Origin of the sequence: Halorientalis salina, assembly GCF_005049285.1 — an archaeon.
Classification (GTDB): domain Archaea; phylum Halobacteriota; class Halobacteria; order Halobacteriales; family Haloarculaceae; genus Halorientalis; species Halorientalis salina.
The window spans coordinates 168,667-186,650 of record NZ_SOSC01000006.1; the positions used below are offsets into that span (position 1 = coordinate 168,667).

Below are 17,984 nucleotides of genomic sequence, written 5' to 3' on the forward strand. Positions count from 1 at the left end.
GGCACAGCGACGGCGACCGACGCGAGTCAGTCCGCAGTCGGTTCGGCGTCCCCGGCCTCGATACCGCCGGTCTCCGGCGTGGAGCCGTCGTCGCGGGCCATCAGGAGTTTCCCGAGAGCGACGCAGGCGATGTAGATGGCGACCGCGACGAGGACGATGACGCCGCCGGCGGTCGCCTCGCCGTAATACGAGAGGCCGATGCCGAGCAGGACGGCCAGTTCCGCGAGGACGACCGAGACCAGCAGCGACTCGCCGAAACTCCGGGCGACCTGGGCCGCACCGGCGACGGGCACGACCAGCATCGCGGCGACGAGGATGACGCCCATGATCTGCATCGCGCCGACGACGACCAGCGCGGTGAGCATGACCATGAGCCGGTTGTACCAGTTCACCGGGAGACCCGAGACGGCCGCCGCAGTCTCGTCGAAGGTGACGTACAGCAACTGGTTGCGGGTGATCGCCACGGTGGCGACGACGAGGCCGAACAGCACGAGCAGGATGGCCGCGTTCTCGGCCGAGACCGTCGAGAGGTTTCCGAAGAGGTACTGGTCGATCCCGACGGCGAGCCCGCCGGCGTTGAGGCTGATGAGCGTCGAGCCCAGGGCAAAGCCCGTCGAGAGGACGATCGCCATCGACACGTCGTTGTAGGCGTCGGTCACCTCGGAGATGAGTTCGATGGACAACGCCGCGATCACCGCCACGACCACCGCAGACAGGTACGGCGAGACGCCGAGTTCGAAGACGCCGTTGACGAACAGGCCGATTGCGACCCCGGCGAAGGCGGTGTGGGCGAGCGCGTCGCCGATGAGCGCCAGCTGGCGGTGGACGAGGAAGGTCCCGATGAGCGGCGCCATCACGCCGATACAGAGCCCCACCAGGATCGCCCGGTGCATGAACTGGTACTGGAGCAGTTCCAGGCCGGTGAGCCGAAAGAGCAGGTCCATTCCCAGGGTCCAGAACTCGAGCAGGAAGTACAGCGGGGCCAGGACGGCGTCCAGCACTCCCGTCTGCAGGGGCCCCGTAACGGGATTCGACATCAGGTCTCACCCACGATGGTTCCGGCAGTGCCGAAGGCACGGGCGAGGGCGTCGCTCTCGACGAACTCGGCGGTCGGGCCGTCGAAGTACACCTCGCGGTTGAGACAGACCACCCGGTCGGCGTGGTCGGTGACCGCACCCAGGTCGTGTTCGATGAGCAGGACGGTGATCCCCGACGCGTTGAGGGCGGCCAGCAGGTCGTAGAAGGCCTCGACCGACTCGGCGTCGACGCCGACCGTCGGCTCGTCGAGCACGAGCAGGTCGGCCTCCCCGGCGAGCGCCCGGGCGATGAACGCGCGCTGTCGCTGGCCGCCGGAGAGCCGGGTAACCGCCCGGTCCGCGAAGTCGGCCATCCCGACCGTCTCCAGCGCCTCGTCGACGATTTGCCAGTCCTCGGCCCCGAGGCGGCCGAAGCCGACGTGCGGGAACCGTCCCATCTTCACCACCTCGCGGACGGTGATGGGCATCTCCGTCGCGGCGCTGGCGTGCTGGGCGACGTAGCCCAGGCGGGCACCGTCGTCGAACGCGTGCGAGGGTTCGCCGAACAGCCGAGCAGCCCCCGAGTCCGGCCGGAGCAACCCGAGCGCGAGTTTCATGAGCGTCGACTTCCCCGACCCGTTCGGGCCGACAATGGCGACGTATTCGCTCGGATCGATCGACAGCGAGATATCCGAAACGACCGGCGTCGCCGTGTAGCCGAAGGTCACGTCGGCGAGTTCGACGACCGAGTTTCCCTCGTGGGAACTCACTGGAAGTTCCTCCATTCGGCCGCCCACCCGTCGGGACCGACCGCCTCGGGGGCTTTGTTCCCGAGGACGACCTCGAAGGTCGGCATGTTGACGTTGTACGCGATCTCCTCGTAGCCCCACTCCTCGTCGACCCACGCCTCGCGGACGCCGGCGTAGGGGGTCACCGGGAAGTACGCCTCGACCGGCGTCTCGGCGATCAACTGCCGGGCGGGTCGCCGCGTCTCGAACACCCCGGCCCCGATGTACTCGATGTCGTTGTCCTCGATGACGCGCTTGGCCTCGGTGATGTCCGAGGGCTTGACGTCGCCGCTCGCCGCGAGGTTGACCACGAGCGGCCGCATTCGCACGTCGTACCGCAGGCCGATGTACTGGAAAGCGTTGTGCGCGGCCAGTTGCACCACGTCGCGGTCAGCCGCGTCGAAGATCGCCCGGTAATCGGCGTCGATGCGGTCGAGGACCTCGGTCCTGTAGGTCTCGGCGTTGTCACGCAGCGTCGACTCGTGGTCCGGCGCGAGGTCGACGAGGCCCTCGGTGATGTTGGTGACGGACTGTTTGGCTCGCTGCGGGTCGAGCCAGAAGTGAGGATCACGCCCCCTGTTTGTGCCCACGCCCTCCTCGTCGCGGTCGAGGCTGGCGGCGAGCGAGGCCAGTTCGATCCCCTCGCGGGCGTTGATGAGTTGCGTGTCGATGTCGTCGTCCCGCAGGGTCCGGATCACCCGGTCGGCCCACGGCTGGAAGTCAGCGCCGACGTGAAGGAACGCGTCCGCTTCGATGACGTCCCGCGTGATGGTCGCGTTCGGTTCCCAGCCGTGGCCGTGCAGGCCGGTCGGGACCAGGTTGTCGACCCGAACGGGCGTGTCCGCCGCGACGTTCCGGGCGAAGTCGTAGAAACTGAAGAAGGAGGCAGCGACGACGGGCCCGTCCGAGCGCCCGCCGGCGTCACCCAGACAACCAGCGAGACCGGCCGCGACGAGTCCGGAGCCGGCAGTGAGCGCGCGTCTGCGCGACACCAGCCGCCCCTGCTTCGACCGAGGCGTATCGTTCGTCATGGGTGGATTAGATGCCTTCCGGTATTTGTATGTTCCGGGCTAACTATAGAATTAGACTAATCTAATCCACGGCGAATCCGGCCGGCCGTGGCACTGGCCTGTCGGCTGTACGATGGGGTGAGAGCGGTCGAAACCGCCGCCGGCAGCGCCACGAGCGATAGAGGGCGGTCGAGGGGCGGCCATCAAGGTTTTCCCGGCTGGGGGGCTATCTGGGAGCGATGAGTCATCCGAATCCCGACGAGACGGTCGAACGCGAGCGTCTCATCTTCGGTGCAGGGTTCGCCTTCGGCGTCATGTTCACCATGCTGATACTGGGCGTGATCCTCTCGACGGTCGTGCCCGGGTCCGTGACGCCAGCGACGCTGCTCGACTCCCGAGTGCTGTTGACGGTCCTGGGAGCGATGGGTTTCGCGTTCGTCGTCGGGATCGGGCTGTACGTCTTCGCGCTGCCGGAGCGGGGCTTTGGCATCCCACAACGGGCCGTGTTCGACACCGACGCCACGGACTCGGAGCCCGACGACGAGCGGTAGGCCGCGACCGTCCGACTTTTGTCGACACTCCCCGAGAGTTCTCCTAATGGCCGACTTCGATCCCGAGCTGTTCGAGGACAAGTACGCGAACTACTTCACCGAGCTCCAGCAGGCGTACAAGAACGCCTTCAACCGGATGAACGACCGCTACGACTCGGAACTCATCCACGCCATCGACCAGTTCGTCCTGAACGAGAGCGAACCGATGTACGAGGGCGACGGCGAGTTCCGCATCGACCTTCCAGAAGATCCCTACGACCGGATGGAAGGCGTCGTCGTCGGCGAGGAGAAGTTCGACGAGATACTGGAACGGTACGTCGAGGAACTGGAGAAAGAACACCGGGCCATCTTCGGCTTCGGGCGCTGAGCCCGTAGCTTCTTCCAGCTCGCGGTTGCACTGCCGACATGCAGCGGCGACTGGTTTCGACCGGCACCGACTGGGAGGACGAGGTGGGCTACTCGCGAGCGGTCAGGGCCGGCGACACCGTCCACGTCTCGGGAACCACTGCGACCGACGAGCACGACGACCGTCGAATCACGGGAGTTACAAAATGGCCTGTAGCAAACAGGTAAGCTTGGATTAGTTTCTATATAGTGAAATAAACATAACCGTCCAGCGGTCCTCCAGCTAAAGAGATACTGATGGATATCTCCGAGATTCTCTCGACGAAGTTCACCGAGTTCGACATCGACACACCGCTCTCGAAGGTCGGCGGTGCGTTCGAGAATCAGGAACTCGATGCCGTCGTCGTAATGGACGGCGAGGAGTACCGCGGCGTCGTCAGCCGCCGCCAGCTAGCTTCCTCCTCGAACCAGCCCTCGGCGAAGGTCGGCACGCAGGTGCAACACGTCCCGACTGTCGACCGAACCGAGGACGTCCGCGAGGTCGCACGGCTCATGATCGGCAGCGACGCCAAAACGCTCCCCGTGCTCGATGGCGACCGTGTCGTCGGTGTGGTGACCGCAGATGCGATCCTCGAAGCAGTCCGTGAGTTCCTCGACGCCGTGACCGTCGACGATGCCTACTCGACGGAGTTGCGCAGCGTGACTCCCGAGACCACGATCGGCAAAGCCCTCAATACGCTTCGTAAAGCCCGTATCGCACACCTCCCGGTCGTCGACGATGGTGACCTCGTGGGAATGGTGAGTCTGTACGACGTCATCGAGTTCACGACACGGGGCGGAACGAGGAGCCAGGGTGGGTCGTCGGACAGCCCCGGTGGTCGCGGTGGGCAAAGCCAGGGTGGCCACGGTGCGCGCGAGGGTGACTCGGACCGGATGCTCGACCTGCCGGTGGAGAACCTGATGTCCGAGACAGTTGCGACGGTCCGGCGAAGCGCGCCGCTCGACGAGGTGGTCGAGACGATGTTCGAGCAGGAGATCTCATCGCTCGTCGTCACGGCCGACGAAACCGACGAACCGGTCGGTATCATCACGAAGACGGACGTCATCGAGGCGCTCACCTGGGAGCAGGAGGACCAGCGCGACGTGCAGGTGTCCGGTCTCGATCAGTTCGAGGGGCTGAGCAGGGACGACGTGTCGACGATGATCGAGAGCGTGACCTCGAAATACGGCGATATGAGCGTCATCAAGGCCAGTGTCGAACTGAACGAGCACACGGAGCAATCCCGGGGTGTGCCGCTGGTGCTGGCACGGATTCGACTGGTCACTGATCGGGGCTACTTCACCGCCGACGGCGAGGGCTACGGCGCGACGCATGCACTCCGTCTCGCCGCGAACACGGTCGAACGCCAACTGCTCAAAGGGAAGACCTACGGCCAATCGAAGAAGCATCCGAGCGAAGCGGAGCAAGAAGAGCTCTACGGCTGGTGGCTCGGCGGGTGATGAAGCCGGTTTGAGGAGCGGACAGCGCGACGGCTCGTTCGAGGGAGAACACCGGACATCAGTATGGCAGGTTTTCGAGGGTTGAAGGCTGAGCGTGTTGTTATTATGGGGGTGAGTGTCGGGATTTACCCACTGTGACGGGATAGCACACAGTATGAATGGTGTGCTAAACGAGCGAACGAGGACGGTCCACAAGCACGAAACAGGCGCAACAGCCCTCCACACGACCTGTGGAGTCACGTTCGATCTCGACCCGGACAAACTGCGGGAGATACCGGTCGAACAGGCGGCGACCGAGTACGACGCACGCAGATGTGGCCGATGCTTCGATGGTGTGGGCGGTTATTGAGTCGGTCTCGGGAACGACCGCTACGACTCCGATTCGGAGGGGACGAGCGTGTGCGTGACGAGCGCCACGATGGCACGGCGGAGCCGTTCCGTGACGGCCTGATCGGAGATGCCGAGGTCGTCGGCGAGCTGTTTCGTCGTACAGCCTCTCGGGATGTCGTAGTACCCCCTCCGGACGGCGAGCGTGATCGCTTCGCGCTGGGGATCGGTCAGGCCGTACCAGGGGCCGGCGTCCGCTCTCGTCGGATTGTACACGCTCGTCGCCTCCAGCGAGATCTGCGCGTCCTCGCAGTGTGCGGTGAACTCGCTCAGGGCGTCGTGGTCGGGGAAGCGCAGTTCGAACTCCCAGGCGTCGGTCGTGCCGGTGGCGCTCAGTAACTGCCCCTCGTGGTCGCTGATCCCGCGGAAGACGTGGTCCTGGTTGGCGTCCCAGTCGAGCGTGAACAGCGTCCGGTCTTCGAACTCGTCGACTTCGGAGACGTCGGTGACGGCCGGATGCCGCTGGACGCGCTCGACGAACGACCCCCGCGTCGAGTTGTAGACCCAGAAGAGCGGGACGGTCGAGTCACCGACCGGGACGAGGGTTTCGAGCTCGATGGCCGACATCCCCTCGACGGAGAGGACCCGTCCGAGCTCGAAATCAGTCGGCGGCACGCGGAACTCTGCGATGACGCTCATTGCTCGCTCTTGCCAGCCCGGTTGGTGATGACCGCACAAAACGGGGCGGCTTGGTCAATCAGGGACACCCCCGTGACCGGTTGAATCGGGCCATGGTACACCAGCCACGTCCGTTATGCATCTGCGTGCCGAACTATTCAGCATGGCGACGTTACCGTCGCGTGGACCGAGGGGGACGCAGTGACGGACCACAGTCGCGGCGTCGTCCCAGTCAGACCGCCGGACGCCGAGGGAGACGGGGAGGTCCGTCACCGATGACCGCCGAAGAGCCGTCGGTCACCTCCCAAGCGGAGTTGCACGCCGAACTGCGGGCGCTCCTGCTGCGAGCACACGCCAACGGTGTCGAGGTGAAAGGGGGATGGGACTGTCGCAACGGCGACGACCGTCCCGACTGGGACGTGGTCGTCACCGAAGTCGAGACGCGCAGTGATTCGGCGTGAGCGGGTCCGCCGGGGACCCCCATGTTCGCGGCGTCCGTCTTTTCGAGGGGGCGTCACAGCGACCGACCGCTCCCCGATCCGGACGCGCAGAGCCCGAGATATGGGCAGTTCGCGCCGACGAGAGAACATGAGAGTCCAAAGGTCTAAGCAGGGTGACGCCCTACCGGTAGGTACCATGAGCACGGAAACCGAAGGTGGCGACGACGACCTGCGAGAGGAAGTCACCAACTTCCTGCGGCGGAACTTCCCCCAGATTCAGATGCACGGGGGCAGCGCGGCGATCCAGAGCATCGACCGCGAGACCGGCGAGGTCTCCATCCAGCTGGGCGGCGCGTGTTCGGGCTGTGGCATCTCCCCGATGACGATCCAGGCGATCAAGACCCGGATGGTCAAGGAGATCCCCGAGATCGAGTCGGTCCACGCCGATACCGGCATGGGCGGCAACGAGGGCATGGCCGGCGGTGCCGGCGGCGGGACCAGTCCCTCCTTCCCCGGCCACGAGGGCGACGGCGACGACGACGAAGGCCCGGAAGCCCCGTTCTGAAGCGGCCCAGTTCTCCGTTTTTCTCACCCGGTGAGCGGCCGGACCGTCGCGCCCGAATCGGCCGACGGCATTGGTCTCGACCGCCAACCGTCGGAAAGCAAGGTCTTTAACCCGGTGGGCGGAGGGGCGTATCGTAATGACACGTGACGGGCCGTCGAACGTCCTCTTCGTCGTGATGGATACGGTCCGGAAGGACCACCTTTCGGCCTACGGATACGAGAAGCCGACGACGCCGAACCTGGCCGCCTTCGCCGAGGAGGCGACGGTGTACGATCACGCCGTCGCCCCCGCGCCCTGGACGCTGCCGGTCCACGCCTCGATGTTCACGGGCGAGTACCCGAGCGAACACGGCGCGACCCAGGAGAACCCCTACCTGGAGGACGCGACGACGCTCGCCGAGTCGCTTTCTGCTGGGGGCTACGAGACGGCCTGTTACTCCTCGAACGCCTGGATCACGCCCTACACCCACCTGACCGACGGGTTCGACGACCAGGACAACTTCTTCCAGATCATGCCCGGCGACGTCCTCTCGGGGCCGCTGGCCGACGCCTGGAAGGCGATGAACGACAACGACCGCCTCCGGTCGGTCGCCAACCGCCTCGTCCAGCTGGGCAACAAGGTCCACGAGCGCTTCGCCTCGGAGGGCGGCGGCGACACGAAGACCCCCGCCGTCGTCGACAGCACGATGGACTTCATTTCCGATGCCGACGGCCCGTTCTTTTCGTTCATCAACCTGATGGACGCCCACCTGCCCTACCACCCGCCCGAGGAGTTCCAGCAGGAGTTCGCACCCCGTATCGACACGACGAAAGTCTGCCAGAACTCCAAGGAGTACAACTGCGGGGCACGCGATATCAGCGACGGCGAGTGGGAGGACATCAAGGGGCTGTACGACGCCGAGATCAAGCACATCGACGACCAGCTCGGCCGGCTGTTCGGCTGGCTCAAGTCCCGCGGGGTCTGGGACGACACGATGGTGATCGTCTGTGCCGACCACGGCGAACTCCACGGCGAACACGACCTCTACGGCCACGAGTTCTGCATCTACGACCCGCTCGTGAACGTCCCCCTGATGGTCAAACACCCCGACCTTGAGGCGGGGGCGCGCGACGACGAGACGACCGTCGAGTTGACTGACCTCTATCACACGGTGCTGGACAGCGCTGGCGTCTCGGCCGCGGCTGGCGGGACGGAAGTGGAGCCGACGCGGTCGCTGCTCCGCGAGGAGTACCGCCAGTTCGAGGGCGGCGACTACGGCTTCGTCGAGTACCACCGGCCGGTCGTCGAGTTGCGCCAGCTCGAAGGGAAGGCCGCCGAGGCGGGCATCGAACTGGAGAAAGAGTCACGCTTCTACTCGCGGATGCGCGCGGCCCGGCGACCGGACGCGAAGTACATCCGCAATCAGTTCATTCCCGACGAGGCCTATCGGATCGACGCGGACCCAGGCGAGGAGACGAACGTCGCCGGGAGCGACGACGCGGCCGTCGTCGAGACCGAGGCCGTTCTGTCGGAGTTCGAGGAGTTCGTCGGCGGCGAGTGGAGCGACGTCGACGACGAGGACGTCCTGGACGACATGGGCGGCGAGGCCAAGGACAGACTGCGCGACCTCGGATATCTGGGCTGAGGTGGCCAGAGCGTGACAAACGACGGCCGCTCGATACTCGATTTCGCCGACAGGAAGACGCTCGTCCAGGTGCTCCTGGGCTTTGCCGTCGCGGGCCTAGTCCTCTACCTCGTCGCGGTCGGCATCGGCACCGCGGACCTGCGTCGGGCGTTCGCCGACGCCGAGTATCGCTGGCTGGCGCTGGGCTGTCTCTCGACGACGCTGTGTCTCGTCGCCTGGGGGAAAGCCTGGCAAGTAGTGTTGGAGGTGGCCGGCATCGAGGAGTCGTTCCGCCGGCTCGTGGTCACGTACTTCGCGGCGACGTTCGCCAACTACGTGACGCCGCTGGGCCAGGCCGGCGGCGAACCGTTCATCGCCTACGTGCTCTCCCGCGATACGGAGGCCAGCTACGAGGACAGCCTCGCGAGCGTCGTGACCGCCGATCTGCTGAACCTGCTGCCCTTCTTTTCCTTCGCGGCGGTGGGGATGGGTTGGCTGCTCTGGCAGGCCAACCTCCCGGAAGCGGTCGAACCACTGGCGATGGGGCTGCTCGTCCTGGCAGTCGGCGTCCCCGCGATCGTGGTGGCCGGCTGGCGGTTCCGGACGCGGCTAGCCCGTGGTTTCATGCGCGTCGCGGCCCCCGTCGCCCGGCGCGCACCGAAAGTTACCGTCGAAGGCATTCGAGAACGGGTTCGGGAACTCGGGTCGGCGTTCGACCGCATCGCCGCCGAGCCGCGCGCACTGGTCCGGGCGCTCGCGTTCTCGTACATCGGCTGGGTCTTCTTCGCGCTCCCGCTGTACTTCGCCGGCCAGACCGTCGGGATCCCCATCAGCGCGCTGCTGGTCCTCTTCATCGTCCCGGCGAGCACCATCGCCGGGATCGTACCGTCGCCCGGCGGCCTGGGTGGCGTCGAGATCGCGCTGACGGCGCTGTTGATCGGCCTCGTCGGCTTGACCGAGGCCCAGGCCTACGCGGTCTCGCTGGTCTATCGGGTCGCGAGCTACTGGTTCGCCATCGGCCTCGGCGGCCTCGCCGCCATATACGTCATTGGGCGGAACTGAGTGGGATCTGTTCCCACTCTGTGGTACGTAATCCCAGAAATTCGGCGTCGAATATAAGGGAGCCTTGTATCGATGGCAGCAAAAAGAGGGAGGTACAGGTCGTATTTTTCACTGTAATCGAGGGCACATACATGAGCCAGAACACATCACCCATCGGTGCGATCTTCAGAGCCCAGCGCGACACGATCGAGGCCGGCCCGAAGGTCGTCGAGACGACGCTCCGGATCCCCAAGAACGTCAACCGGACTGTCCTGGGGACCGTCGACGCACAGAAACGCGCCCAACAGCAGACCGTCCGGTTCGCACGGGACGCGATCACGGGCGTCCTCGACACCGTCGAGTCCACGACGCCGGGCGAGGACGACGCCGTCGACCAGCTCCGCGAAACCGTCACCGACGGCTTCGAGACGCTGCTCGACCAGCACGCCGAGGCGCTCGATGCCATCGACGACAACTACGCCGAGGGGATCGACACCTACGACGAGGCGGTCGACGAGATCGTCGATACGCTCGACGAGCAGGTCGAGACGCTGCTGTCGGTCAACGAGGACATCGAGGACGAGACGCTCGACGCCGTCGAGCAGGTGATCGACGAGTACGAGGCCATCAACGAGCGCTTCGAGGAGCAGGCCGAGGAGTTCGGCGACCAGCTCGAAGAGCAGGCCGACGCCTTCGGCGACCAGTTCGTCGACCAGCTCGCCCGCTATCAGGACCAGCTCGACGAACTGCAGGACCGCTTCGACGAGATGCAGGACCAGCTCGAAGGAAGCGTCGAGGACGGCGTGGACGAGCGGAGCGAGTCCACGGACAGTCGAGCGGCGTAGCCGCGAGACGGCGACGACGAGTAACCGTTTTTTCGCGGCCGGCAATCGCCAGTATATTTGGGTCCCCGGGGAGACCGGTCAGTATGGCCAACCAGCAGCTCATCGACGCCCTTCGGGACGCCGACGCGGTGAAGTTCGGGGAGTTCGAGCTCTCCCACGGCGGTACCTCGAACTACTACGTCGACAAGTACGTCTTCGAGACGAACCCGCAGTGCCTGGAACTGATCGCCGCGGCCTTCGCCGACCGCCTGGACGGGCAGGCGAAACTCGCCGGCGTCGCACTCGGCGCGGTGCCGCTCGTCGCGGTCACGAGCGTCGAGACCGGCACTCCCTACGTCATCGCCCGCAAGCAGGCAAAGGAGTACGGCACCGGCAACCGCATCGAGGGCGACCTCGCCGACGGCGAGGAGGTCGTCATCCTCGAAGACATCGCGACGACCGGGCAGAGCGCCGTCGACGCCGCCGAGGCGCTCCGGGAGGCCGGCGCGGTGGTCGAGCGGGTCGTGGTCGTCGTCGACCGCGAGGAGGGCGCTCGCGAGAACCTGGCCGAAGCAGGCCTCGAACTCGAATCGCTCGTGACGGCCTCGGACCTGCTGGCGGACGCGCCCGACGACGTGGACGTCGCCTAGCTACGCGACGGCGCTTCTTTGTCCGGCTGTCTCGTGTGGAGGCCGGCGGTCCCGATCGGTCTCCGGCGTCTTCGCGCCCGTCCGCAGCGTTGCGGATCGGCCGTTCGAGACAGTCTGTCGGCTGATAGGACACCGTCGCCCGGACCCACAAATCCTTCACCGGGAACGTGGTACCGACGGGCATGCGATCCAGCGGTCTCCCGCCGCGTCGGTGGGTCGTCCGCGGCGTCCTCGCCTGCGTCGTCCTCCTCGTCGTCGGGTCGGCGACGGCCGCCACCGTCGAGTACGAACCCGCGACGCTGGGTTCGGGCACCGTCGATTCGGCCGCGACCAACCAGACCATCGTCAGCGTCCAGGGCTTTCACTTCCAGGGCGTCGGAAACCGGAAGAAGCCGGCACGCCTGGTGAGCGCCGGCCCCGACGGCGGTACCGACTGGGTGTACAACGGCTCGGGGCGCAACACCACCTGGTTCTACGACGTGGACCCGCTCCCCGACGGGAACCTGCTGGTCACCTCGACGGTCCCGGGCGACACCGTGGTGTACGAACTCGACCGGGAGACGCGCGAGGTCGTCTGGAGCGAGCGCTTCGACGCCGAGGACACCCACGACGTGGATCTGATCAACGGCGACGAGTTGCTCGTCGCGAACATGCGCAACTACGACGCCGAGGCCGGGGTCAACGACGACCGGATCTTCGTCTACAACCGGACGCGAGGCGAGATCGTCTGGGAGTGGACAGTCAGGAACCACTACCCGCGCACGGCCGGCGGCGACTACACGAACGACTGGACGCACGTCAACGACGTGGACAAGGTCGACGACGGACAGTACCTGGTCTCCCTGCGGAACTTCGATCAGGTCGTCGTCGTCAACCGCTCGACCAAGGCGATCGACATGCGGCTGGGTAGCGACGGCGATCACGACACGCTCTACGAGCAGCACAACCCCGACTACCTCGAAAGCGCGAACGGGACGCCGACGCTCCTCGTCGCCGACAGCGAGAACGACCGCGTCGTCGAGTACGCCCGCCGGGACGGCGAGTGGGAGTTGACCTGGGAGCTTTCGGGGGCGTTTGAGTGGCCCCGGGACGCCGACCGACTGCCCAACGGGAACACGCTCGTGACGGACACGCTGAACCACCGTGTCGTCGAGGTGACGCCGCGGGGGCGCGTCGTCTGGGAGACCTACGCCCCGTGGGCACCGTACGACGCCGAGCGGCTGGGCACCGGTCCCGGCTCGAACGGGCCGACGATCGCCGACATGAACGAGAGCGGCGCGTACAACATCAGTGGCGGCTCGGTCACCGACGAGTCCAGCGTCGGTGCCTGGCTGCAACGCCAGGGACTGACCGACCTCGGCGAACGGTACGGCCACGTGGTCCCGTTCGTCCGCCCGGTCTGGATGCCCAGTTGGGCCTTCGCGGGCTACGTCGCGGCCGCCCTCCTGCTCCTCGGGTGGGGCCTGGGCGAACTCCTCGTCCAGCGTCGCCGCGTCCGCCGGCTGCTGGGTCGGCTCCGCGAGCGAGTCGTCGGACTCGCCAGACAGTGAGGGGCCGGTCCTGTTCAGTTGACACACAGCACCGTTGGGCCTTTCACGTAGAGTCTCCTATCAACGCCTGATGACGAACCTGGAACTCTACGAACTGGAAGGGTGCCCGTACTGTGCGAAAGTGACGAAGAAGCTGGACGAACTCGGACTCGACTACGAGTCCCACATGGTCCCGCGCTCGCACGGCGAACGCACCGAGGTCGAGGAAGTCAGCGGCCAGACGGGCGTGCCCGTCCTCGTCGATCCGGACAACGGCGTCGAGGGGATGCCCGAATCCGACGACATCGTCGAATACTTAGAAGAGACGTACGCGAACTGACGCGGGACGCCGTCGAGGAGTGAGCGGCGCAGTCCCGCCGAACGGACCGTGCCACGCGTTGCCAAGTATTAACCCTTATTTCGCTGGTCTCGGTCCATCGGGTGATGCCCGCAGAGTCAGTGGCAGGCGTCCTCGCGAGGTACAACACCCTGCTGTGGCAGGTCGGCGAGTTCCTCGCCGTCACGGCCGGGCTGTACGTCCTCGGTCGGTTCGCGGTCGAACCGGCCGTCGCGTGGGTGTTCAGCCGAAAAGGCCTGGAGCCGACGATCGAGCGGGCGCTGCAACGAGTCCTACGCGTCGGCATCGTCGTCGGTGCAGTGTTCGTCGGCGCGGCAGCGGCGGGATTCGGCGGTGTTCTCGGCGGCTCCGCGCTCATCGTCGCCGCGCTGACGCTGGCGGTCGGCTTCGCCGCACAGGACGTGATCTCGAACTTCGTCGCGGGCGTGTTCATCGTCCAGGACCCCAACTTCAACATCGGCGACTGGATCGAGTGGGAGGGGAAGGCCGGGTTCATCGACGACATCGGCTTCCGGGTCACCCGCGTCCGGACGTTCGACAACGAGACCATCACCGTCCCGAACACGGAACTGGCGACGACCTCGGTCACCAACCGCATGAGCAACGACACCCTGCGGATCACCTACTCGTTCGGGATCGGGTACGCCGACGGGATCGACGAGGCGACGCGGGTGCTGCTGGACACCGCTGCCGACCACGGCATGATCCTCGCCGACCCGGACCCGTCGGTTCGGATCGTCGATCTCGCCGACAGCGCCGTCGTCCTCCAGGCGCGCTTCTGGATCGAGGACCCGGACCGCGAGGAGTTCTCCGAGACCCGCTCGGAGTACATCCAGACGGTCAAAGAACGGTGTCAGGCCGCCGGGATCGACCTCAGCACGACCGATCAGCACGCTCTCTCCGGCGAGCTCGCGGTCCACGAACCGGAAAAGACGGCGCGAGACGAGCTCTAACTACCGTAAATCACGAACGCAGCGCCACTCGCCACCGTCGGGACAGGCCGGACAGTCCGCGCCCGGCTTCCCGCGGTGAAAAGTCCCAGCCGGCGATCAGGCGGGGTGTTCCCCGGTGTCGGCGCGTTCCTTGATGAGGTCTTTGAGGTCCTCGACGTCGCGGACGTTCTCGATCTCGTCGCGTTCGATGAGGGCGGTGCCGTCGACCGACTCCTGGTTGGCGCGGTCGACGACGTAGATCGAGGTGGTTCCGGTGACGCGCCCGACCGAAGACATGATGCGGGCGCGTTTCTCGGCGGCCTCGGTGAACGTCGAGTGGCCGGTCAACATGCGCGACTGGCGGTGTTCGTCCTCGGAGACGGTCCGGAACGGCGCGCGTTCGGTCGGGTGGACGTCGAAGCCGACGCGGGTGAGCACGGCGATGACCGGCTCCTCGTCGGGGTCGACCTCGGGGTCGTCGGGCATCGGCTCGCTGTCGCGGACCTCGTCGACGCCGTCGAAGACGTCGACCGGCGCGGTCAGCGGCGCGTCGAACAGCTCTTCGAGCTGCGTCGCCACCTCGACGGAGGCGTTCATGCCATCCTCGTACTTCGAGACCGTCCGCCGGGAGACACCGAGTTCGTTGGCCAGTCGGCCCAGCGACCAGTCCATGTCCTCGCGGGCGTCCTCGAGGATCTCGCTGTCGATGTTGACGTACAGGCCGCCGGGTGCGGCGTAGATCAGCGGCGGGACCTCCTCGACGAACAGGTCCATGGCGGTGTCGGGCGAGAGCACGGGCACCCCGTGACGGAAGTAGACCACGCCGGGTTTGAGGTCCTCGTCGCGGGTGCGCAGTCCGACGACGATGGGCGTCGCCTGCAGGTACTCGCCGAGGCGACGCATCTCAGCGCCGGTCCGGGCGTCGAAGGCGTCGATGTTGCCCAGGATCTTCACCAGCACGGTGTCCTCGCCGCGTCGCGCGGCCACGTCGAAACTCTTGGGTCGGATCGCACACCGGTCACTCACGAGAAAGCCCGCGTCCCGCAACATCGCGGTCACGTTCCCGACCAGTGCGGATCGTGACATCACGTTGTGGATAACCATTCCTCGTATAAAACGATTGTGACCGCGACACACAGCTACGTCCGGCGGTTTACGGGTTCGCTGGGCGATAGATTGATATATGACAAGTGCCCCGAAACGCGTTACCCCGTCGGGTTCGAACCCCCGGACGTGACCATCGTCGGCATCGACGACACCGACTCCCGAACTCGCGGGATGTGTACCACCTACGCCGCCGCCCTGCTGGCCGATCGAATCCGCGAGACCGGGGGCCACGTCGAGCGAGTCCTGCTGGTCCGGCTGAACCCAGCCGTCGAGTACAAAACCAGGGGAAACGCCGCGCTGGCGGTCCACTGCGACCTCCCGGCCGAGCGGGCCTTCGACCTCGCGACGGCCCTCGTCGACGAGCACGCGGCGAGGACCGACGAGCGGACGAACCCCGGCGTCGTCGTGGCCGACGACGACCTGGGCGCGCGACCCGAGTGGGTCCAGTCGGTCTCCCGTCGGGCCGTCAGGGAGTTGCTCGACCCGGAACCCGACGTACAGGAGCCGCTGGCGGCGGCCGGCTACCGGCATCGCGGCTGGGGGAACGGCCGCGGCCTCGTGGGCGCGGTCGCGGCGCTCGGGGCCTGGGAGGGGTTCCGCGAGGGCGCGCCGGCGGAGTGGCCGACCGACTGGACCTACGAGTGCATCACGTATCGGGAGCGCGACCGCTGGGGCACCGACCGCGCGGTCGACCCCGACTCGGTCTTCGCCGTGGCCGACGAGTACTACCCCGACATCTGGGACACCGTCGACCGCGGCGAGGGCGAGGCGGTCTGCGTCCCGAACACGCCCGGCCCGGTCCTCCACGGCATCCGCGGGGACGACCCGGACATCGCTCGTGAAGCTGCGCGGGCTATCGAGAGCGAGGCCGTCGAGCGCCGGGAGTTGTTCGTCACGAACCAGGGGACCGACATGCACCTGCGGGACGCCGCGCCCGAGGCAGTGGTCGACGGGCGAGCCTATCGCGTGACCGGCGAGGTGGTCGACGCACCCGAAACGCGGGAGGGCGGACACGTGTTCGTCACGCTAGGATTCCCCGAGCGCGAGCGCGAGGAGCCGCTGCCCTGCGTGGCCTTCGAGCCGACCAAGCGGTTCCGTGACCGGGTGCGCGCGCTCCGCGCCGGCGACCGCGTGACCGTTTGCGGCGAGGTCACCGACGGCGCGCTCAAACTGGAGAAGTTCGCCGTCCGGGGGCTGAACGACATCGAACTGGTGACGCCGGACTGCCCGGACTGCGGGCGGTCGATGAAAAGCGCCGGGCGGGCGGCGGGGTATCGATGTCGGGACTGCAAGACGAGCGCGGACGGGAAAGTCGAGCGGACGGTCGAACGGGACCTCGAACCGGGCTGGTACGAGGTCCCGCCGTGTGCGCGCCGGCACATTGCCAAACCGCTAGTTCGAGGTGGGTTCGACGGGTCGACCCATCCCGAGCGGTGAGTAGCCGTGGAGCAGCGCAGGGGAGTTCAGGGAGTAACTAGCAAGGAGATTGTGCCGAATCCGCATGCCAGCTGGCGGTATTAGGTGGTCCGCGGTGTAGAGGGATGTGTGATGCATCGCGGATCACCCACCACCCAGTTCGCCGATCGGGAAGAGGCAGGCCAACGGCTCGGGGAACGGCTGCGACAGGAAAACGTCGACGGGGACATCGTCCTCGCGATCCCTCGCGGGGGCCTGCCGCTCGGGCGGGCGGTCGCGGACGCCATCGACGCGCCGCTGGACATCGTGGTCGCCAAGAAGATCGGTGCGCCGGGCAACCCGGAGTTCGCCATCGGCGCGGTCGCCGCGGACGGGAGCGTCTGGCTGAACGAGCGCGTCATCGAGCGCCAGGGGATCGGCCGGGACTACGTCGCCGACGCCCGCGAGCAGAAAGCCCGGGAGGCCCGACAGAAAGCCGAGCGCTACCGCGACGGGCCGCCACCGGAGCTGGCGGGCAAACGGGTCGTCATCGTCGACGACGGGGTCGCCACGGGCGCGACGGTCAGGGCGTGTATCGAACAGGTGCGAGCCGAGCAGCCGGCGCGGATCGTCCTCGCGGTTCCGGTCGGCTCACCGCGGACGATGGAGGAACTCGAAGAGATGGTCGACGCCGTCGTGGCGCTGGAGACGCCGGCAGATTTCCGCGCCGTCGGGCAGTTCTACCAGGACTTCGCGCAGGTGACCGACGAGGAGGCGATGGCGTACCTCGACTAAGTTGTAGTTCAACCGTGGATTTGCGAGCACGCCATCTCTCCATCAAACTGCCAAACTCAATTCATTTCTCTGATACGGTGCGAGATACAACGCGCGTGTCTTGCACACAAAATTAACGCAGATACTTGAAGTACCCGTTGCATTATCTGTCTGCGACCCGTTAGTATCGCATGGACATAGTACGGCAGGAACGTTACATTCATATTGTACTCATACTGGTAATGGCCAGTTGTGCGGTAATATTCTGGACTTTTGCAGAACTGGCGACCCCGAATATAGCTCCGTAATTGCGTTCGCCTGAAAGACAATGCTATTCTGCTGACTTCACTCTCTATATCGGTCACCCTCTACTATCAGATGTTTGTACTCTCTGTCCACTGTTGCGGTGACGGATCCACAAGAATATAGTAACCGTTAGAACTTTCTGCCCGGAAAATGTTGTAAGAGATAGTGAATCATCTCGACGAGATCTCCGTCGAGGAATTGCAAGACGCTCTCGACAGCGTAGACAGAAAGAAGCCGACACAACG

The 17,984-nt window shown here is 66.1% G+C and carries 19 protein-coding genes and 1 pseudogene; 15 read left to right on the forward strand and 5 right to left on the reverse strand.

Annotated features, from left to right (window positions below; translation table 11 throughout):
• Positions 1 to 26: 26 nt before the first annotated feature.
• Genes E2481_RS12755 through E2481_RS12765 form a run of 3 tightly spaced genes read right to left on the reverse strand, consistent with a single transcriptional unit; the run spans position 27 to position 2,835 of the window.
• Complete coding sequence (locus tag E2481_RS12755; protein WP_136717535.1) at positions 27 to 1,037, reverse strand: metal ABC transporter permease; 1,011 nt, start codon at positions 1,035 to 1,037, stop codon at positions 27 to 29.
• On the reverse strand, positions 1,037 to 1,801 hold the full coding sequence (locus tag E2481_RS12760) for a metal ABC transporter ATP-binding protein (protein WP_136717536.1): 765 nt from the start codon (positions 1,799 to 1,801) through the stop codon (positions 1,037 to 1,039). The genes E2481_RS12755 and E2481_RS12760 overlap by 1 nt, the downstream gene beginning before the upstream one ends.
• Positions 1,783 to 2,835 carry a metal ABC transporter substrate-binding protein gene (locus tag E2481_RS12765; RefSeq protein WP_136717537.1) on the reverse strand — a complete coding sequence of 351 codons (1,053 nt, stop codon included), beginning with the start codon at positions 2,833 to 2,835 and terminating at the stop codon, positions 1,783 to 1,785. Before E2481_RS12765 ends, E2481_RS12760 begins: the two co-directional genes overlap by 19 nt.
• A 218-nt stretch (positions 2,836 to 3,053) precedes the next feature.
• On the opposite strand from E2481_RS12765, the gene E2481_RS12770 reads away from it, so the two are divergent.
• The 4 genes and pseudogenes from E2481_RS12770 to E2481_RS12785 all read left to right on the forward strand — a co-directional run bounded on the left by E2481_RS12770 (position 3,054) and on the right by E2481_RS12785 (position 5,210).
• Positions 3,054 to 3,365, forward strand: coding sequence for a hypothetical protein (locus E2481_RS12770; RefSeq protein ID WP_136717538.1), 312 nt, complete (start codon positions 3,054 to 3,056; stop codon positions 3,363 to 3,365).
• A gap of 46 nt (positions 3,366 to 3,411) precedes the next feature.
• Positions 3,412 to 3,732, forward strand: a complete 321-nt coding sequence (locus E2481_RS12775; protein ID WP_136717539.1) for a DUF5783 family protein — start codon at positions 3,412 to 3,414, stop codon at positions 3,730 to 3,732.
• Positions 3,733 to 3,770: 38 nt separating this feature from the next.
• Positions 3,771 to 3,884: pseudogene (locus E2481_RS12780) on the forward strand (RidA family protein); the annotation flags it as partial.
• Positions 3,885 to 4,007: 123 nt separating this feature from the next.
• Positions 4,008 to 5,210, forward strand: a complete 1,203-nt coding sequence (locus E2481_RS12785; RefSeq protein ID WP_136717540.1) for a CBS domain-containing protein — start codon at positions 4,008 to 4,010, stop codon at positions 5,208 to 5,210.
• Positions 5,211 to 5,579: 369 nt separating this feature from the next.
• Here the strand turns inward: E2481_RS12785 and E2481_RS12795 are convergent, their stop codons facing one another.
• Positions 5,580 to 6,236: a helix-turn-helix domain-containing protein gene (locus E2481_RS12795; protein ID WP_136717542.1), complete on the reverse strand. Its 657-nt coding sequence runs from the start codon at positions 6,234 to 6,236 to the stop codon at positions 5,580 to 5,582.
• A 254-nt stretch (positions 6,237 to 6,490) separates the two neighbouring features.
• Here E2481_RS12795 and E2481_RS12800 point away from each other — a divergent pair, with 254 nt between their 5' ends.
• From E2481_RS12800 to E2481_RS12840, 9 genes are all read left to right on the forward strand, one after another.
• Positions 6,491 to 6,676 (forward strand): hypothetical protein, encoded by a 186-nt coding sequence (locus E2481_RS12800; RefSeq protein ID WP_136717543.1) that lies wholly within the window; start codon positions 6,491 to 6,493, stop codon positions 6,674 to 6,676.
• Positions 6,677 to 6,851: 175 nt separating this feature from the next.
• Positions 6,852 to 7,220: a NifU family protein gene (locus tag E2481_RS12805; protein WP_136717544.1), complete on the forward strand. Its 369-nt coding sequence runs from the start codon at positions 6,852 to 6,854 to the stop codon at positions 7,218 to 7,220.
• 136 nt (positions 7,221 to 7,356) lie between these two features.
• Positions 7,357 to 8,844, forward strand: coding sequence for a sulfatase (locus tag E2481_RS12810; protein ID WP_136717545.1), 1,488 nt, complete (start codon positions 7,357 to 7,359; stop codon positions 8,842 to 8,844).
• Positions 8,845 to 8,856: 12 nt separating this feature from the next.
• Positions 8,857 to 9,885, forward strand: a complete 1,029-nt coding sequence (locus tag E2481_RS12815) for a lysylphosphatidylglycerol synthase transmembrane domain-containing protein (protein ID WP_136717546.1) — start codon at positions 8,857 to 8,859, stop codon at positions 9,883 to 9,885.
• A gap of 131 nt (positions 9,886 to 10,016) precedes the next feature.
• On the forward strand, positions 10,017 to 10,709 hold the full coding sequence (locus E2481_RS12820) for a hypothetical protein (RefSeq protein WP_136717547.1): 693 nt from the start codon (positions 10,017 to 10,019) through the stop codon (positions 10,707 to 10,709).
• Between the two features lie 83 nt (positions 10,710 to 10,792).
• The gene (gene pyrE, locus E2481_RS12825; RefSeq protein ID WP_136717548.1) at positions 10,793 to 11,338 is read left to right on the forward strand and encodes an orotate phosphoribosyltransferase; all 546 of its coding nucleotides are present in this window, start codon (positions 10,793 to 10,795) and stop codon (positions 11,336 to 11,338) included.
• A 182-nt stretch (positions 11,339 to 11,520) separates the two neighbouring features.
• The gene (locus E2481_RS12830) at positions 11,521 to 12,888 is read left to right on the forward strand and encodes an aryl-sulfate sulfotransferase (protein ID WP_136717549.1); all 1,368 of its coding nucleotides are present in this window, start codon (positions 11,521 to 11,523) and stop codon (positions 12,886 to 12,888) included.
• 70 nt (positions 12,889 to 12,958) lie between these two features.
• Positions 12,959 to 13,207: a glutathione S-transferase N-terminal domain-containing protein gene (locus E2481_RS12835; RefSeq protein WP_136717550.1), complete on the forward strand. Its 249-nt coding sequence runs from the start codon at positions 12,959 to 12,961 to the stop codon at positions 13,205 to 13,207.
• Between the two features lie 104 nt (positions 13,208 to 13,311).
• Positions 13,312 to 14,178 (forward strand): mechanosensitive ion channel family protein, encoded by an 867-nt coding sequence (locus E2481_RS12840; RefSeq protein WP_136717551.1) that lies wholly within the window; start codon positions 13,312 to 13,314, stop codon positions 14,176 to 14,178.
• Positions 14,179 to 14,274: 96 nt separating this feature from the next.
• Here E2481_RS12840 and E2481_RS12845 read toward each other — a convergent pair whose 3' ends face one another.
• Positions 14,275 to 15,243: a transcriptional regulator gene (locus E2481_RS12845; RefSeq protein ID WP_136717552.1), complete on the reverse strand. Its 969-nt coding sequence runs from the start codon at positions 15,241 to 15,243 to the stop codon at positions 14,275 to 14,277.
• 147 nt (positions 15,244 to 15,390) lie between these two features.
• On the opposite strand from E2481_RS12845, the gene E2481_RS12850 reads away from it, so the two are divergent.
• Both E2481_RS12850 and E2481_RS12855 read left to right on the forward strand, forming a co-directional pair.
• Positions 15,391 to 16,701 carry a tRNA(Ile)(2)-agmatinylcytidine synthase gene (locus tag E2481_RS12850; RefSeq protein ID WP_136717553.1) on the forward strand — a complete coding sequence of 437 codons (1,311 nt, stop codon included), beginning with the start codon at positions 15,391 to 15,393 and terminating at the stop codon, positions 16,699 to 16,701.
• Positions 16,702 to 16,812: 111 nt separating this feature from the next.
• On the forward strand, positions 16,813 to 17,454 hold the full coding sequence (locus E2481_RS12855; protein WP_136717554.1) for a phosphoribosyltransferase: 642 nt from the start codon (positions 16,813 to 16,815) through the stop codon (positions 17,452 to 17,454).
• The last annotated feature ends 530 nt before the right edge of the window (positions 17,455 to 17,984 follow it).

Bases quoted from the DNA above. Each gene is read 5' to 3' on its own strand.
- E2481_RS12840 (WP_136717551.1), top strand. From the start codon at position 13,312: ATGCCCGCAGAGTCAGTGGCAGGCGTCCTCGCGAGGTACAACACCCTG.
- E2481_RS12845 (WP_136717552.1), bottom strand. From the start codon at position 15,243: ATGTCACGATCCGCACTGGTCGGGAACGTGACCGCGATGTTGCGGGAC.
- E2481_RS12755 (WP_136717535.1), bottom strand. From the start codon at position 1,037: ATGTCGAATCCCGTTACGGGGCCCCTGCAGACGGGAGTGCTGGACGCC.
- E2481_RS12795 (WP_136717542.1), bottom strand. From the start codon at position 6,236: ATGAGCGTCATCGCAGAGTTCCGCGTGCCGCCGACTGATTTCGAGCTC.
- E2481_RS12770 (WP_136717538.1), top strand. From the start codon at position 3,054: ATGAGTCATCCGAATCCCGACGAGACGGTCGAACGCGAGCGTCTCATC.
- E2481_RS12855 (WP_136717554.1), top strand. From the start codon at position 16,813: ATGCATCGCGGATCACCCACCACCCAGTTCGCCGATCGGGAAGAGGCA.
- E2481_RS12830 (WP_136717549.1), top strand. From the start codon at position 11,521: ATGCGATCCAGCGGTCTCCCGCCGCGTCGGTGGGTCGTCCGCGGCGTC.
- E2481_RS12775 (WP_136717539.1), top strand. From the start codon at position 3,412: ATGGCCGACTTCGATCCCGAGCTGTTCGAGGACAAGTACGCGAACTAC.
- E2481_RS12835 (WP_136717550.1), top strand. From the start codon at position 12,959: ATGACGAACCTGGAACTCTACGAACTGGAAGGGTGCCCGTACTGTGCG.
- E2481_RS12800 (WP_136717543.1), top strand. From the start codon at position 6,491: ATGACCGCCGAAGAGCCGTCGGTCACCTCCCAAGCGGAGTTGCACGCC.
- E2481_RS12785 (WP_136717540.1), top strand. From the start codon at position 4,008: ATGGATATCTCCGAGATTCTCTCGACGAAGTTCACCGAGTTCGACATC.
- E2481_RS12760 (WP_136717536.1), bottom strand. From the start codon at position 1,801: ATGGAGGAACTTCCAGTGAGTTCCCACGAGGGAAACTCGGTCGTCGAA.
- E2481_RS12805 (WP_136717544.1), top strand. From the start codon at position 6,852: ATGAGCACGGAAACCGAAGGTGGCGACGACGACCTGCGAGAGGAAGTC.
- pyrE (WP_136717548.1), top strand. From the start codon at position 10,793: ATGGCCAACCAGCAGCTCATCGACGCCCTTCGGGACGCCGACGCGGTG.
- E2481_RS12820 (WP_136717547.1), top strand. From the start codon at position 10,017: ATGAGCCAGAACACATCACCCATCGGTGCGATCTTCAGAGCCCAGCGC.
- E2481_RS12810 (WP_136717545.1), top strand. From the start codon at position 7,357: ATGACACGTGACGGGCCGTCGAACGTCCTCTTCGTCGTGATGGATACG.
- E2481_RS12765 (WP_136717537.1), bottom strand. From the start codon at position 2,835: ATGACGAACGATACGCCTCGGTCGAAGCAGGGGCGGCTGGTGTCGCGC.